Below are 13,598 nucleotides of genomic sequence, written 5' to 3'. Positions count from 1 at the left end.
CTGATTCGGGGATTTAAGCATGAAAAAAATAATCGCAATCGCGGCGCTGATCGCCTCGGCCCAGGCGAGCGCGTTCTGGGGCTGGAACGACAGCTCGAACTACGGCGCCGGCAATGGCTACGGCAACGGATATGCCGACACGGTCGGCAGTGGGGACGCCGAGGCCGATTTCACGTTCGACTTCAACATGACCGCGCGATTCCGCGGCGAAGGGCGTGGCTATGGCAACGGTTACGGCAATGGCTATGGCAGTGGTTACGGGTACAACAGTCACATCCCGTACTACGCCGCCCCCTATGGCTATATGCCGCCGGATCTGGTGCCGCGGGCCGCGGAGTGACAACGCGACCGCCGTGCGGACCGGTAGCGCCCGGTAGGTCGCTGCTCGGATCCGCGCCATCGCGTCAATCGGCGCGCGTCGCGAGCTCCTCACGGTCAGGTGTATCGGCGGTGATCCCCAGTTCCAGGGTCTCGCCCGGGGCCACCCGAAACGTCCGTTCACCGCGGCCCGTGTAACTGCGCGCCACTGCGAGGTAGTTGCCGGCCGGCAATACGATCTCGGTTTCCGGGAAGTAGCCGGCGTTGTAGACGCGCCGACGCCACTCGGCACCCCGTGCGTCGCGTTCGATCCGGTATACCGAGAACCAGGTGTACGGCATCGGCGCAGGGTCCGATGGCGACGACAGGCGCAGGACGACGCGCGCCGCATCCAGGCTGATCGCAAGACTGTGCCGACCGCCGGGCTCGATCACCACCTCCTCGGTCCCTTCGCTCTCGCCGATCCCGGCCTTGACCCGGTAACGGCCGGCCGGTACCACAAAGCTCGCGTTGTGCGCCGGTCCGCGCACCTCGTCCGCGCCCGTTCGCGATCCAGGTGGGCTGTCGGCCGCTTCGATCATGAACCAGGCGTTCAGCAAGGGATCGGTGTCGCCGGCGAGGATCGCATAGACCAGCAGTTCGCCGGCGTTCAGCGACAGGTCGGCCATCGTCGTCTCGCCGGCGTCGATCGTCACCGGCACCTCGACCGATGCCAGATCGACCGAGGCGCGCACCACATAGCGGCCGGCCGGCAATACGAAACCGATCGGCTCGCTGGCGTCGGCATCGGTCACACTGCGCAACGCCTCACCCGCGTCTCCGATGCGATAGATCGTATAGTGCGTCGGTCGAGGTGCGATGGTGTGCTCGGTCAGCGCGCTGCTCAGATCCAGGCGCCCGGCATTCAGGACCAGTTCCCGGGTCACCACCTGGCCGGCCGCGACCTCTACCTGTGCCTCGACCAGCGCATCGCCGTAGCGGGCCTCGGCGGTGTAAACGCCGGCCGGCAAGACGAAACTCGACGTCTGGGCATAGCCGTTGCCTGCGATCTGCACCCGTGTCTGGCGCCCGTAGGCGTCGAGTTCGTCGCGCGACACGCGGAACCAGGTCTCCGCGGCCGCCGGCCCGTCGGGCGCCAGCAAGGCACCCAGATGCAGTTCGCCGGCATTCAGCACCACCTGAGCGGAGAGACCGCCGGTGGGGGGGATCTCGACCTTGTGCTCCACGGTCACCGCGCCGTTGCGCGCCTGCACCGTGTACCGCCCCGGGGCCAGGTCGAATGCGGCCTGGTCGTGTGGCCCGGACGCGGCCATTACGCGGAACCGCGTCTTGCCGAACGCATCGGGCTCCTCGCGCAGCACGCTGAACTGGGTGCCGGGGTAGGGCGCGCCGTCGGGCGCCAGCACGCTGACCAGATGCAGGTTGCCGGGCTGCTGTGCATGCACCTCGCCGCGCGGTACGAATCGCGGCTGCCAATCCGCGCTGTCCCCGGCGGATGGTTCCGTTGCCGCGACACAGCCGGTGCCCAACAGCCACGGCACGATCCAAAGCCAGGCCGGCCGAGACGGTCTCACTGGAACCTCCTTTACTGATTCAATCCCGCGCGGCTGCGGCGGTCGCTCGAACCGCCAGGGTGCGCGATCTGCTCTTGTGGGATGCCGACGCGTCGACGCGCTCAGGCGTGGATTCGCCGGTATTTGATCCGATGCGGATTGACCGCGTCTTCACCGAGGCGGCGCTTCTTGTCCTCTTCGTAGTCGGCGAAGTTTCCTTCGTACCAGACTACCTGCGAGTCGCCCTCGAAGGCCAGGATATGGGTCGCGATGCGGTCGAGGAACCAACGATCGTGCGAGATCACCACGGCGCATCCCGGGAACGCGAGCAGCGCCTCTTCGAGGGCGCGCAGCGTCTCTACGTCGAGGTCGTTGGTCGGTTCGTCGAGCAGCAGGACATTACCGCCGGACTTGAGCAGCTTGGCCAGGTGCACGCGGTTGCGTTCGCCGCCCGAGAGGTCGCCGACTTTCTTCTGCTGATCCGAACCACGGAAGTTGAAACGCGAGCAGTAGGCACGCGACGGCATCTGGAACCTGCCGACCGTGATGATCTCCTGGCCGTCGGAGATCTCCTCCCACACGGTCTCGCTGCCGTCGAGCGCATCGCGGCTCTGGTCGACGTACGCCAGTTGCACGGTGGGTCCGACACGCAGTTCGCCGCCGTCCGGTTGCTCCTGGCCGGTCAGCAGCCGGAACAGCGTGGTCTTGCCGGCGCCGTTCGGACCGATCACGCCGACGATCCCGCCTTTCGGCAGGTTGAAGCTGAGGCCGTCGTACAGCAGGCGCTCGCCGTAGCCCTTCACCAGGGCGTTGGCCTCGATCACCAGGTCGCCGAGGCGTTCGCCGGGCGGGATATAGATCTCGTTGGTCTCGTTGCGCGCTTGGAAGTCGCTGCTTTGCAGTTCCTCGAAACGGGCCAGACGCGCCTTGCTCTTGGCCTGGCGACCCTTCGGGTTCTGCCGCACCCACTCGAGTTCTTCCTTCATCGCCTTGATACGGGCCGCTTCCTGCTTCTGCTCCTGCTCGAGGCGGTTCTCCTTCTGCTCCAGCCACGACGAGTAGTTGCCTTCCCAGGGGATCCCATGGCCGCGGTCGAGTTCCAGGATCCAGCCGGCGACGTTGTCGAGGAAGTAGCGGTCGTGGGTGACCGCGACGACGGTGCCCGGATAGTCGTGCAGAAAGCGCTCCAGCCAGGCCACCGACTCGGCGTCCAGGTGGTTGGTCGGTTCGTCCAGCAGCAGCATGTCCGGTTTCGACAGCAGCAACTTGCACAACGCGACTCGCCGGCGTTCGCCGCCCGACAGGGTGTTCACATCGGCATCCCAGGGCGGCAGGCGCAGTGCATCGGCGGCGACCTCCAGCTGGCGTTCGAGGTTGTGGCCGTCGCTGGCCTGCAGGATGTTTTCGAGTTCCGCCTGACGTTTGGCCAGGGCGTCGAAGTCGGCGTCCGGTTCCGCATAGGCGGCGTACACCTGGTCGAGCTCGGTCATCGCCGACTTGATGTGGCCCAGGGCCTCCTCGACGTTTCCGCGCACGTCCTTGCTCGCGTCGAGCTGCGGTTCCTGCGGCAGGTAACCGATGTTGATGCCCGGTTGCGGGCGGGCCTCGCCGTCTATCTCGGTGTCGACGCCGGCCATGATGCGCAACAGCGAAGACTTGCCCGAGCCGTTCAGGCCGAGCACGCCGATCTTGGCACCCGGAAAGAACGACAACGAGATATCGCGCAGGATCTGCCGTTTCGGCGGCACGATCTTGCTGACGCGGTTCATGGTGAAAATGTACTGGGCCATTGCTGCCTGCCGGGTGCTGCGTGTTTTGCGAGGCCGCGATTGTACACAGACTGCCAGAGGTTTAGAAAAAGCCGCACGCGCCGCTAGATCGGGCATCGGTCGTGAACCGACCGAGACGTTCACAGGACCTCACAGTGGAAAATCGCGCCGCTACTCGCCCCCTGCCGGTCTCCCGGCCTGCACTCCTGCTGGCGTTCGCCGGGATCGGCCTGGTCGGCTACCTGGTCGGCGGGTGGTTCGCAGGTTCGCCCGACAAGGCCGCGGGGTCAGCGATCTACGGTCCGGCACCGATCGGCCAGTCCATCGCGACGCCGATCACCCTGGTCCTCGCGACGTTGTCGGTCGCATTGGCGGTCTCGCTGTCGTGGCGATCGCGCCGCAAGGCGCCGCAGTCGGCGCTGCGCGACCCGCTCAGCGGCCTGTTCACCGCGGCCTATGTCGACGAGGCGCTGCCGCGTCTGATGGCGCGTGACGACCGTAATGGCCGCAGCCAGCTGGCGTTGGTTCGGGTGGGACTGGACTCGATCGAGGACGTGCGGCGGCGTTACGGCGCGGCGGCGGCCGACAAGGTCCTGGCGGCGGCCGGCCGGCATATCGCCAGCCAGACGCGCGACTGTGACCTTCCGGTCGAGCCGGATGCACAGGGGTTCTCGGTGTTTCTGCACTGCGAGGATGCCGAGCAGGCGGCGGCGTTCTGCCGACGGTTGAGCACCCTGTTGCACAGCGAACAGCTGGACTGGCGCGGTGATGCGATCAAGGTATCGACGCATATGGGGATCGCAGTGCGCAAGCTCGGTGAGCCGGTCGAGCAATTGACCGACAGGGCGACCAGCAATCAACAGCTTGCGGCCGGCAGTGTGCCCGGTCAGGTGGTCGCCTGATCGCCACCGCTGTCGCGCAGTTCCGTCGCGAGCAGCGTATTCTCCAGCAGGGTGGCGACCGTCATGGGGCCGACGCCGCCGGGGACCGGCGTGATCCAGCTCGCGACCTCGGCGACCGCTGCGGTGTCGACGTCGCCACACAGGCCGCCGTCCTCGCGGCGGTTCATCCCGACGTCGATCACGATCGACCCTGGCTTGACCCAATCCGCCTTGACGAGTTCTGCGACACCGACCGCGACGACCAGGATATCGGCTGAGCGCGCCTTGTCCGGCAGATCCCTGGTCTTGCTGTGGCAGATCGTCACCGTGCAGCGCGCCATCAACAGCTCGAGGAACATGGGCCGGCCGACGATATTCGATTGACCGATGATCACCGCATCCTTGCCGACCAGGTCGATACCGGTATGCGCAAGCATCGTCATCACGCCCTTGGGGGTGCAGGGCCGCAACAGGGGTTGGCGAAGTACCAGTCGGCCGATGTTGTACGGGTGGAAGCCGTCGACGTCCTTGCTGGGCAGAATGCGTTCGGTGACCGCTTCCGCGTCGATCTGGTCGGGCAGCGGCAGCTGCACCAGGATACCGTCGACGTCGTCGCGCGCGTTCAGGCGGTCGATCAGCGCCAATAGCTCTTCCTGCCGGGTCTCGGCGGGGAGCTGCAACAGCTCGGAATGGAAACCGACCTGCCGGCAGGCGTTCTGTTTGTTGCGCACGTAGACCTGCGACGCGGGATTCTCGCCCACCAGTACGACCACCAGCCCGGGCGGGCGCTGTCCCGCGGCGAGCCGCGCGTCGACCCGGTCTTTTATGGTGTTACGGAGTTCGGCGGCGATCGCCTTGCCATCGAGGATCTGTGCGCTCATGGGATTCCTGGAGTGCTGGCCGTGCGGCGAGCGGCGATGATAGCAAAACCGCCGGGGTTAATTGACCGAATTGATCGCGCCACGTATCATTCAGCGCCTTCGCAAATTGGCGGAAACTGTACCGGGGTATAGCGCAGTCTGGTAGCGCGCCTGCTTTGGGAGCAGGATGTCGGGAGTTCGAATCTCTCTACCCCGACCAAATGCGGGAAGATTTCTGAGTTCGGCCCCGATAGCTCAGTTGGATAGAGCAACGGACTTCTAATCCGTAGGTCGGGGGTTCGAATCCTCCTCGGGGCGCCAAATCCGCCGCGGGGCGAGACGAGGTCCAGTCGGATCGGTACTGGGCATCGACGTGGTGTTGAACCGGTCGCAATGGTGGACGTAGCTCAGTCGGTAGAGCCCTGGTTTGTGGCACCAGTGGTCGTGGGTTCGAGCCCCATCGTCCACCCCATATTCGCAAAAGGACAAGTGGCCGAAGCGCGCCACTTGTCCTTTTTTCGTTTCGGGGGTCCGTCCGGCAGCGCGCTGGCGGCTTGACGCTGACACGCGCGTCCAGCAGACTTCCCAGTCTTTTCCGGGGCCTTTCAGGCTGTCCCGGCCGGCGGCCCCGAACAGGGGCCGTTTGCATTTGTATTTCCAGGCGTTCAGAGGTGGCTGATGTTCAGCAAAGAGATGCGTATCGAGGGTTACGATGACGAGCTGTTCGCCGCCATCCAGGCGGAGGAGCGGCGCCAGGAGGAGCATATCGAGCTGATTGCCTCCGAGAACTACACCAGCCCGCGGGTGATGCAGGCGCAGGGTTCGGTGCTGACCAACAAGTACGCCGAGGGTTACCCGGCAAAGCGCTACTACGGCGGCTGCGAGTACGTCGACAAGGCCGAGCAGCTGGCGATCGAGCGCGCCAAGCAGCTGTTCGGTGCCGACTATGCGAACGTGCAGCCGCACTCCGGATCGCAGGCCAACTCCGCGGTGTACATGGCACTGTGCCAGCCGGGTGATACCGTACTGGGAATGAGCCTGGCGCATGGCGGGCATCTCACCCACGGTGCGAAGCCGAATTTCTCCGGAAAGATCTATCACGCGGTGCAGTACGGCCTGAACCCGGACACGGGCGAGATTGATTACGACGAGGTGGAACGGCTGGCGCACGAGCACAAGCCGAAGATGGTCGTGGCCGGTTTCTCCGCCTACTCACGGATCGTCGACTGGCAGCGTTTTCGCGACATCGCCGACGCGGTCGGTGCCTATCTGTTCGTCGACATGGCCCATGTCGCCGGCCTTGTCGCTGCGGGCGTCTATCCGAATCCGGTGCAGATCGCCGATGTCACGACGACCACGACCCACAAGACGCTGCGCGGACCACGTGCCGGTCTGATCCTGGCGAAGGCCAACGAGGAGATCGAGAAGAAGCTCAATTCCGCGGTGTTCCCCGGTGGCCAGGGCGGACCGCTGATGCACGTGATTGCCGCCAAGGCGGTCGCATTCAAGGAGGCGATGGAGCCGGCATTTGTGGAGTATCAGAAGCAGGTTGTCAGGAATGCCCAGACGATGGCCCAGGTGTTCATGGCGCGCGGCTACGACGTCGTGTCCAAGGGGACCGACGACCATCTGTTCCTGGTCAGTTTCATCGAGGCGGGACTGACCGGCAAGGATGTCGACGCCTGGCTCGGTGCCGCGAACATCACGGTGAACAAAAACGCCGTGCCCAACGACCCGCAGTCACCGTTCGTGACGTCCGGCATACGGGTCGGCACTCCGGCGGTCACGACCCGCGGTTTCGATCAGCAGATGTGCGCCGATCTGGCCGGCTGGATGTGCGACGTGATCGATGCGCGCGGTGATACCGCGGTGATCGAGGGCATCCGGGCCAAGGTGCTGGACGTCTGCGCCAGGAATCCGGTCTATAAATAACGGGAGCTGCGGGCAGGCAGGTCACTTGGGACGGCATTGTGCGGCGAATCTCGTCTGTTCAGCAGGTAGGCGGCCCCGGCGGTCGCGTTGCCTGCTTCCGATTCAGCCGGCGTGGTGCGCACCGCGCCCGGGGGGGCTGATCCATGCGCTGTCCATTCTGCGGCGCCCAGGATACCAAGGTCGTCGACTCGCGCCTCCACGGTGACGGCGATCAGGTCAGGCGACGTCGTGAGTGCATGGTCTGCAAGGAGCGTTTCACGACCTACGAGACGGCCGAGCTGAACCTGCCGCGGGTCGTCAAGAGCGACGGCCGAAGGGTGAACTTCGACGGCCGCAAACTGCGTGCCGGCATCGAACGGGCACTGGAGAAACGTCCGGTATCGACCGAGATGATCGATGCCGCGATCAACCACATCACCCGCCGGCTGATGGCGGGCGGCGAGGGCGAGGTTTCGTCGCGCAAGATCGGCGAACTGGTGATGGACGAGTTGCAGAAGCTCGATCAGGTCGCCTATGTCCGGTTTGCATCGGTGTACCGCCAGTTCGAGGACGTCAATGCGTTCCGCGAGGAGATCGAGAAACTGGAGCGCCAACTGACACCGGAGGCGCGTCGTCAGCAGCTCGATCTGCTCGACGAAGACAACTAGATGACCGACGACGCGTATCCCGTCGCGCCAAGCCGACGCCGGCCCCCGATCCCCGATGCAGACTGAGTTCGACGCCGCCGATCACCGGTTCATGGCACGTGCGCTGCGCCTGGCCGAGCGCGGTCGTTACACCACGGACCCCAACCCCTGCGTGGGCTGCGTACTGGTGCGCGATGGCGAGGTCGTCGGCGAGGGCTGGCACCGCAAAGCGGGGCAGGCGCATGCGGAACGCATCGCTTTGCAGGCGGCAGGCGCTGCGGCTCAGGGTGCGACGGCCTATGTCACGCTCGAGCCTTGCGCGCACCATGGCCGTACGCCGCCGTGCGCGGAGGCGTTGGTCGAAGCCGGTGTGGCGCGGGTCGTCGCGGCGATCGCCGATCCGAATCCGCTGGTGGCCGGCGGTGGACTGGCTTTGCTGCGTGCCGCCGGTATCGAGACCCGGGTGGGGTTGCTCGCCGGGGATGCCCAGGCACTCAATCCCGGTTTCCTGCGGCGCATGCGCGACAACCGGCCCCTGGTGCGCTGCAAACTGGCGATGAGCCTGGACGGTCGCACTGCGATGGCCAGTGGCGAGAGCAAGTGGATCACCGGGGATGCCGCGCGCCACGACGTGCAGCTGTTGCGCGCGCGCAGCAGCGCGATCGTGACGGGCATCGGCACGCTGTTGGCCGATGATCCCTCGCTGAATGTGCGCCTCGGTAGCGAGTCGTTGCCGGGGGTCGAGTCGGACGCCGACCTGCGGCAGCCGCTGCGTGTGGTCGTGGATACCCGTCTGCGCACGCCCCCACGTGCCCGCCTGCTGCATCTGCCCGGCGACACCCTGGTGGTATGCGGCGATGGCGCCGCGCAGGAGTCCGAGCAGGAACTGCGCGCGGTCGGCGCCGAGGTCGTTCGCCTGCCGCAGCTTGGCGGGCGGATCGATCTGCAGCGCCTGTTGCAGGCGCTCGCCGCGCGCGGCGTCAACGAATTGCTGGTGGAGAGCGGTCCGACGTTGGCCGGGCGGTTCATCGAGGCGGGATTGGTCGACGAGTTGATCGTCTATCTGGCACCGCATCTGATGGGGCATGCGGCACGTGGCCTGGTCGATCTGCCCGGTCTCGAAACCATGCAGCAGCGCATCGAATTGGCGCTGCACGATGTTCGCCGGGTGGGCGCAGACCTGCGCCTGACACTGCTGCCCCGGGTCAGGTCCGGAACTGATTGACCAACCCTGCGAGTTGTTGCGACAACGCGGTCAGGCTGCCGGCCGACGCGCTGAGCTTGTCGTTGTCAGCGACCAGCGCCTCGCCGTCGTTGTTGATTCGCACCAGGCTCTGCGAGATGTCCTCCGCGACCGCGAACTGCTCCGATGCGGCGCGTTCGATCTGCTGGTTGGTCTCCTGGATACCCGCTACCGCACCGACGATGTTGCCGAACGATGCGCCGGTGCGCTCGCCGCGTTGGACCGTGTCACTGGCCATCGCGCTGCTGGCCGCCATGGATTTGGCCGCCGCGCCCGCCTGATGCTGGAGTCGTTCCACCATTCGTAGGATCTCGGTTGTAGACTGCTGGGTGCGCGTCGCGAGCGTGCGGACCTCGTCGGCCACGACCGAAAAGCCGCGGCCGTGTTCTCCCGCCCGGGCGGCCTCGATCGCCGCGTTCAGGGCCAGCAGGTTGGTCTGCTCGGCGATGCCCTCGATGACGTCGATCACCTTGCCGATCGCATCGCTCTCCTGCTCCAGCGACCGGATCGTCGCGGCAGCCGACTCGACCTGCGCACCGAGCGTGCGGATCGCCTGCAGCGTATCGTCGACGGTGCCGTGCCCGGCATTGGCCTCCTGGTGCGCCTGGTTGGCGTTGTTCAGGCCGTGTTTGGCGGCGTCGACGACCTGCGAAGCGGTGTGTGTCATCTGCTGGGTGGCCGCGGCGATCTGTGCCGTTTCCCCCTGCTGTCGGCGCGAGCGTTCGAGGTTTGCGTGGCTGAGCCCGTTTACCGCCTCCGACGCCTGGGACAGCTGCTGTACCGCCGACCGGACCTCGCCGAGGGTATTGCGTATCTTTGCGACAAACTCGTTGAACGAGGTGGCGACCTGGCCGATCTCGTCGCGTCCCTTGAACTCGAGGCGTGCGGTCAGATCGCCATCGCCGCGTGCAATCTCGAACATGCGTCCGGCGACCTCGCGCAGTGGCCGTGCGATGGTGCGGATGCTGAGCAGATAGGCCACGAGTGCCGTCAGCAGTCCGATCACGAACAGCCCGGAAACCCATTTGACGGCAGAGTTGCGGATCTGCGCACTTTCGGTCAGTTGATCGGCCACGATCCCGCGGCTGGCGTCCTCGATGCGGCGTGCATCGGCCATCAGTGCCTCTGCGACATCGCTGTAGTGCTGACGCATGTCGCGTACTGCGATGTGTGTGTGCAGGGCGCCGTCGAAGCGCGCCCTGTTGTCCTGCAGCAAGGTCTTGAGCGCGCTGTCGAACGTCTGTCCGGCGAAGGGTCCCTTGTTGACCGTACGCCCTTTCAGTGAATCCGACTCGGCGAGTTGGTCGATATAGACCTCGAGGTCGCCGAGGCTGGTCGCGGCCGCGCGCAGCAGGTCACTATTCTCCGGGTCATCCTGCAACTGGCGGAAATCGAAAAGGCGGGTCATCAAGGCCAGGCGCGCATCCGAGGTCGCCCCGACGATCGCCCATTCCTCGGTACTGGTGGCATCGGTGTCTTCGGCCGCCGTGGTGCTGGCGTTCCATTCCAGGTTGACCAGCGCCTGGCTGGCGCGTTCCTCGATCGTCAGCAGCAGGTCCTTGGTGTCGTTGATGGTCTGCAGTAAGGCGGCATAGCGGAGCGCAAAGTCGTTGTGAAGCGCGATCAACGACTGGCGCACTTCGTCGAACGCGGCCATCTTGCGCTGCATCTGTTCGAGCTGGTCGAGCGGTACCAGGCCCGCACTGCGCAGGTCGTCGAACGCCTTGGTCGCCAGGCTGCGACCTGCGTCGATATTTTCGGTGGCCTTCGCGGTGCGTCCGGCGAGTGCCATGTCGACGCCGATCATCTGCGTCAAGGACCCGCGTATCGCGCTGTCGACCGCCGTCACCGTGGCGTCCACCGGACCGGAGATCCGGGCGAGCGCATCGCTGATCCGTTCCGCCGACAGCAGGCCGGCCAGGCCGATGGCGATCATCAGTACCGCCATCGACAGGTACCCGACACCGATTCTTGCACCAACCTTGAGCATTACCACGACTCCGTTCCCGTAGATCGCTATGCCCAACCGCATCGGCCCGGCGTTGCGAAACCTGAGCCAGCCGTCGTGCTTAACCGGTAAAATAAGGATTTATCACATTCGTAACGGGAAGCCTGCATGTTCACGGGGATCATCGAGGCAATAGGCGAGGTCGCGGTGCTGGAGCCGCGCGGCGGGGACATCAGGCTGCGCCTGCGCACCGGCAAGCTCGACCTCGCCGATGTGGCGCTGGGCGACAGCATTGCCGTCAACGGGGTCTGCCTGACCGTCGTGCAGCTGCCCGGCGACGGTTTTGCCGCCGACGTGTCGCGCGAGACCCTGTCGCTGACCAGTCTCGGCCAGTTGGCGCCGGGGTCACGGGTCAACCTGGAAAAGGCGTTGACCCTGGCGTCACGGCTCGGCGGCCATATGGTCTCCGGCCATGTCGATGGACTTGGGCAGGTCGTCGAACGTCACGACGATGCGCGGTCGGTACGTTTCGCGATCGAAGCGCCGCAGGCGTTGGCGCGTTACATCGCGCACAAGGGGTCGATCACCGTCGACGGCACCAGTCTGACGGTGAATGCGGTGCAGGGTCGACGCTTCGAACTCAACATCGTCCCGCACACGCTGCACGAGACCATCATCGATGGTTACGACGTGGGTCGTCAGGTGAATCTCGAAGTGGATCTGATCGCGCGCTATCTCGAACGCCTGGTGCTCGGCGACGATGCGGCCAGTGCGGATGGAGGCACGCTCGACCTCGCGCTGCTGGAACGCGTCGGACTGGTTCGCCGCTGATTCGCAGTTCGCTCAGCCGCGCCCGGCAAACCGCTGAATCGCCTGTTCGGCCCAGTACTCGCCCGCCTGGATCACTTCGCTCGCGCGATAGAATTCGTGCGCCCCGCAGGTATTGATCGGGATCTCGATCAGCAGGTCGGGTGGATAGGCGGCGAGCATGCAGCGGGCGATGGTCGCCTGCATCGCGTCCAGCGACAACAGTGCCGCGTCGGTGATCGACAGGTTGGGTTCTTCCGCAGTTTGACCATTGCTGAGGCCGAGGCGTGTCTGCAGTTGGTCGATGAATGCATCGATTTTCTGTTGATAGCGGCCGCGCGGTTTTTGTTCCGCCTGCTGCTCGACGTGGCGGCGGCTTCTGCCGCCGACCCGGCTCGGCACGCCCGACAGGCTGACCGCGATGATCGTATCGGTGGCGTCGTGCAGTGTCGGTGCGATCGGCACAGGATTCAGGATGCCACCGTCGAGCAGGGGTCGACCGTTCACCCGGTGCGGGGTGAATACGGTGGGTACGGCGATCGAGGCACGGATCGCGTCGAACAGGTCACCGCGCCGCAGCCATACCTCCTTGCGATTCAATACGTCGGTGGCGACGATGGTCAGCGGGATCGGCAGGTCTTCGATGCGGTGTTTGCCGACGAATGCCTGCAGGGTCTGCATCAGCATCTCCCCCTTGAGCAGACCGGCTCCGCCCCAGGCGATGTCGAAATAGCGCAACACGTTGAACTCGGTCAGCGCCTGTACCCATTCGGCGTAATCGTCGAGTTTGCCGGCCGCGTAGAAGCCGCCGATCAGGGCGCCGATCGAACTGCCGGCGATCGATCCGATCTTCCAGCCGTGACGTTCGAGCACGCGCACGACGCCGATGTGGGCCAGGCCGCGTGCGCCGCCGCCGCCCAGCACCAACGACACCGATCGGGGAGCGGACTGTGTGTGCTGCTCAGGCATGTATGTTCCGCCGATTGGCGAGGCGGCGCGCGCGGTCCTCGGTGGCCAGCAGCAATCGGCCGGCGCTCGCCATGTCCCGGGCAAAAGCGACCACCCCGTCCTCGTGGCCACCCATGGCGAACAGTCCATGGTCGGCCGTGGGGACGGCGTCCAGCAGCCGGGTCACCTCGGCGGCCATTTCGGGGGTGCCGTAGGCCGCCGACTCCGCGGTCTTCGGTATGCCCAGCGCGTCCGCGTGCCGCCAGATCGCCGGTGAGTGCGCGTGGATCACTGCGCCCACCGACCGCAGCGCCCGGTACACCTGTCCATGGGTCATCGCCTCTGACGAGGGCCGTGCCGGACCGGTCGCGCTGAGGGTATTGCGGTCCGGATCTAACGTCTTGACCCACGCCAGTTGATCGGCGCGAAGGGCGTCCAGGGCGCCGGTCTGGGTGCCGGAGATCACAAAACCCGTTGCGGCACGCTGGCTGATGTTGCCGAATGCCAGACCCTGGTAGCGCTGGGGGTCGCGGCCGATCAGGCCGTACGCCCGGCAGCGCGAAAACCAGTCCTGAAGGGCGCGCAGATCGACCCCGCCCGGCAGATCGCCGGGTCGGTAGTCGAGCCGATATTTGATGACGCCTTCGATTTCGGTCATCTGGGCATTCTCTCCCCCGGGCGAGGACTGGTAAACTGTACCGTTTGCCACATCC

The 13,598-nt window shown here is 65.7% G+C and carries 12 protein-coding genes and 3 tRNA genes; 9 read left to right on the top strand and 6 right to left on the bottom strand.

Annotated elements, in window-relative coordinates:
- Window positions 1-19: 19 nt before the first annotated feature.
- Window positions 20-340 (top strand): sulfur globule protein CV1, encoded by a 321-nt coding sequence (locus H6955_04330; GenBank protein MCP5312756.1) that lies wholly within the window; start codon window positions 20-22, stop codon window positions 338-340.
- Between the two features lie 64 nt (window positions 341-404).
- Here the strand turns inward: H6955_04330 and H6955_04325 are convergent, their stop codons facing one another.
- Together H6955_04325 and ettA are read right to left on the bottom strand one after the other, a co-directional pair.
- On the bottom strand, window positions 405-1,892 hold the full coding sequence (locus tag H6955_04325) for a hypothetical protein (GenBank protein MCP5312755.1): 1,488 nt from the start codon (window positions 1,890-1,892) through the stop codon (window positions 405-407).
- A gap of 101 nt (window positions 1,893-1,993) precedes the next feature.
- A complete protein-coding gene (ettA, locus tag H6955_04320; GenBank protein ID MCP5312754.1) occupies window positions 1,994-3,661 on the bottom strand; it encodes an energy-dependent translational throttle protein EttA in 1,668 nt (555 codons plus the stop codon).
- 134 nt (window positions 3,662-3,795) lie between these two features.
- On the opposite strand from ettA, the gene H6955_04315 reads away from it, so the two are divergent.
- Complete coding sequence (locus H6955_04315; protein ID MCP5312753.1) at window positions 3,796-4,542, top strand: GGDEF domain-containing protein; 747 nt, start codon at window positions 3,796-3,798, stop codon at window positions 4,540-4,542.
- Here the strand turns inward: H6955_04315 and folD are convergent.
- A complete protein-coding gene (gene folD / locus H6955_04310; GenBank protein MCP5312752.1) occupies window positions 4,527-5,402 on the bottom strand; it encodes a bifunctional methylenetetrahydrofolate dehydrogenase/methenyltetrahydrofolate cyclohydrolase FolD in 876 nt (291 codons plus the stop codon). The two genes, H6955_04315 and folD, sit on opposite strands and share 16 nt — an antisense overlap.
- 122 nt (window positions 5,403-5,524) lie before the next feature.
- Between folD and H6955_04305 the strand changes: the two genes are divergently transcribed.
- From H6955_04305 to ribD, 6 genes are all read left to right on the top strand, one after another.
- Window positions 5,525-5,601, top strand: a tRNA-Pro gene (locus tag H6955_04305).
- A 24-nt stretch (window positions 5,602-5,625) separates the two neighbouring features.
- Window positions 5,626-5,702 (top strand) — tRNA-Arg (locus tag H6955_04300).
- A gap of 75 nt (window positions 5,703-5,777) precedes the next feature.
- Window positions 5,778-5,853, top strand: a tRNA-His gene (locus H6955_04295).
- 206 nt (window positions 5,854-6,059) lie between these two features.
- A complete protein-coding gene (locus H6955_04290; GenBank protein MCP5312751.1) occupies window positions 6,060-7,313 on the top strand; it encodes a serine hydroxymethyltransferase in 1,254 nt (417 codons plus the stop codon).
- 143 nt (window positions 7,314-7,456) lie between these two features.
- Window positions 7,457-7,960: a transcriptional repressor NrdR gene (nrdR, locus tag H6955_04285; protein MCP5312750.1), complete on the top strand. Its 504-nt coding sequence runs from the start codon at window positions 7,457-7,459 to the stop codon at window positions 7,958-7,960.
- Window positions 7,961-8,051: 91 nt separating this feature from the next.
- Window positions 8,052-9,164 carry a bifunctional diaminohydroxyphosphoribosylaminopyrimidine deaminase/5-amino-6-(5-phosphoribosylamino)uracil reductase RibD gene (gene ribD, locus H6955_04280; GenBank protein MCP5312749.1) on the top strand — a complete coding sequence of 371 codons (1,113 nt, stop codon included), beginning with the start codon at window positions 8,052-8,054 and terminating at the stop codon, window positions 9,162-9,164.
- On the opposite strand, the gene H6955_04275 is transcribed toward ribD, so the two are convergent.
- Complete coding sequence (locus tag H6955_04275) at window positions 9,145-11,172, bottom strand: methyl-accepting chemotaxis protein (protein MCP5312748.1); 2,028 nt, start codon at window positions 11,170-11,172, stop codon at window positions 9,145-9,147. The genes ribD and H6955_04275 overlap by 20 nt on opposite strands.
- A gap of 126 nt (window positions 11,173-11,298) precedes the next feature.
- Here H6955_04275 and H6955_04270 point away from each other — a divergent pair, with 126 nt between their 5' ends.
- Complete coding sequence (locus tag H6955_04270) at window positions 11,299-11,961, top strand: riboflavin synthase (protein MCP5312747.1); 663 nt, start codon at window positions 11,299-11,301, stop codon at window positions 11,959-11,961.
- Between the two features lie 12 nt (window positions 11,962-11,973).
- Here H6955_04270 and H6955_04265 read toward each other — a convergent pair whose 3' ends face one another.
- Both H6955_04265 and H6955_04260 read right to left on the bottom strand, forming a co-directional pair.
- Window positions 11,974-12,906, bottom strand: a complete 933-nt coding sequence (locus H6955_04265; protein MCP5312746.1) for a patatin-like phospholipase family protein — start codon at window positions 12,904-12,906, stop codon at window positions 11,974-11,976.
- Window positions 12,899-13,543 carry a class II aldolase/adducin family protein gene (locus H6955_04260; GenBank protein ID MCP5312745.1) on the bottom strand — a complete coding sequence of 215 codons (645 nt, stop codon included), beginning with the start codon at window positions 13,541-13,543 and terminating at the stop codon, window positions 12,899-12,901. Before H6955_04260 ends, H6955_04265 begins: the two co-directional genes overlap by 8 nt.
- Window positions 13,544-13,598: the final 55 nt, after the last annotated feature.

The organism is Chromatiaceae bacterium, from assembly GCA_024235395.1.
In the GTDB taxonomy this organism is placed as follows: Bacteria; Pseudomonadota; Gammaproteobacteria; order Chromatiales; family Chromatiaceae; genus Thiosocius.
The sequence above is the reverse complement of the archived record's forward strand: the minus strand, read 5'-3'. Positions and strand labels throughout refer to the sequence as shown.

Coding starts and splice junctions, on each gene's coding strand:
- H6955_04270 (MCP5312747.1), top strand. CDS start 11,299: ATGTTCACGGGGATCATCGAGGCAATAGGCGAGGTCGCGGTGCTGGAG.
- H6955_04265 (MCP5312746.1), bottom strand. CDS start 12,906: ATGCCTGAGCAGCACACACAGTCCGCTCCCCGATCGGTGTCGTTGGTG.
- nrdR (MCP5312750.1), top strand. CDS start 7,457: ATGCGCTGTCCATTCTGCGGCGCCCAGGATACCAAGGTCGTCGACTCG.
- ettA (MCP5312754.1), bottom strand. CDS start 3,661: ATGGCCCAGTACATTTTCACCATGAACCGCGTCAGCAAGATCGTGCCG.
- ribD (MCP5312749.1), top strand. CDS start 8,052: ATGGCACGTGCGCTGCGCCTGGCCGAGCGCGGTCGTTACACCACGGAC.
- H6955_04290 (MCP5312751.1), top strand. CDS start 6,060: ATGTTCAGCAAAGAGATGCGTATCGAGGGTTACGATGACGAGCTGTTC.
- H6955_04330 (MCP5312756.1), top strand. CDS start 20: ATGAAAAAAATAATCGCAATCGCGGCGCTGATCGCCTCGGCCCAGGCG.
- H6955_04275 (MCP5312748.1), bottom strand. CDS start 11,172: ATGCTCAAGGTTGGTGCAAGAATCGGTGTCGGGTACCTGTCGATGGCG.
- H6955_04260 (MCP5312745.1), bottom strand. CDS start 13,543: ATGACCGAAATCGAAGGCGTCATCAAATATCGGCTCGACTACCGACCC.
- folD (MCP5312752.1), bottom strand. CDS start 5,402: ATGAGCGCACAGATCCTCGATGGCAAGGCGATCGCCGCCGAACTCCGT.